The 1,091-nt window shown below is 42.6% G+C and carries 1 protein-coding gene; it reads right to left on the bottom strand.

The genetic code is table 11. The features are described 5' to 3' along the window. Positions 1 to 232: 232 nt before the first annotated feature. Positions 233 to 673 carry an SdpI family protein gene (locus H515_RS0112420; protein ID WP_154653719.1) on the bottom strand — a complete coding sequence of 147 codons (441 nt, stop codon included), beginning with the start codon at positions 671 to 673 and terminating at the stop codon, positions 233 to 235. Positions 674 to 1,091: the final 418 nt, after the last annotated feature.

Below are 1,091 nucleotides of genomic sequence, written 5' to 3'. Positions count from 1 at the left end.
AAAAAAGCGGACGCTTCTTGTACTACTTCTCTGTCTATGTAAATCTTTCAAAGAACAACTTTTAAACGCAAACGCAAAATTTATTGCGAAAGCGAGTGCAAAGGTATAACAAAATATCATACGCTCCAAACTTTTTCGGAGTTTTTTTCGTAAAAAGTTATTTTTTTTATTTTTTCCGTTGACTTATGGGCGCAGAGCTGTTATCATTTCGCTATTCCCTGCTATCCCGATGCTATTTTCTCACCTTGTAAATCTGCATTGTGAAATGGTAGATAACAGCTATGATGACAAGTAAAATGAGGTAAATGATGGTGTTGTGAAGTGGCACGAGCTGTGCCACTGCTGCCACGACGTAGAGAAAGATCAGGGTGATAAGGAAGGTGACCCATGCTATCATGTGTGAGATGATTGGTTTTGTCTTCACCTTATTTATAATAGCAAACGGCAGATTGGCGATGCCATGTTTCTGACAGTAGAGTAAGAGCAGATAGACACCCACCGATATTCCTGAGAGCGGCAGTATGAGCCATGTCTGCCCGTATCTGTCAACGTTGCCTCCGAAGCTCCAGTGTGCGGGGACGTAAATCTCGTCGGTGGTGTAATAGAACCAGAGTGACAACAACACGTTGGCTATCATGAATATGGCGGAGCAGATATTGATTATTTTCTTCATTTTATCTTCTGAGTTTAGATTGTATTTGCATTGCTCGCAACTGATCATCCGCCAAGAGTCAGGATTCTCCCAACTGGTTTTTCACCGTCTGAGGCGACGGCAACTATTGCGGCATGGTCGCAAGTCTTGACTTGTAACTTTATAACGTGGCTTTGTGTGAATTATTATACTGATGCTATAAAATTGTGGGCAGCCTCGAAGAGAAAGGCGTTTCGACGGCACTGAATTCGGTGGACGAGACACAATTCCTTCACGCAACGACGGAGCGGTTTGGGATGTATGTCGGTCAGATGCTATGAGCAGGCAAATGAGGAGATCTGAGAAAAATGAAAAATAAGATTGACCTCAAATCCGCAACTAAGCCCTTGAACGTCCTTATTGCGTTTACACGTCCTCTCATTACTGAATTTGCAGATAA

It is taken from the genome of Prevotella corporis DSM 18810 = JCM 8529 (assembly GCF_000430525.1).
In the GTDB taxonomy this organism is placed as follows: domain Bacteria; phylum Bacteroidota; class Bacteroidia; order Bacteroidales; family Bacteroidaceae; genus Prevotella; species Prevotella corporis.
The sequence above is the reverse complement of the archived record's forward strand: the minus strand, read 5'-3'. Positions and strand labels throughout refer to the sequence as shown.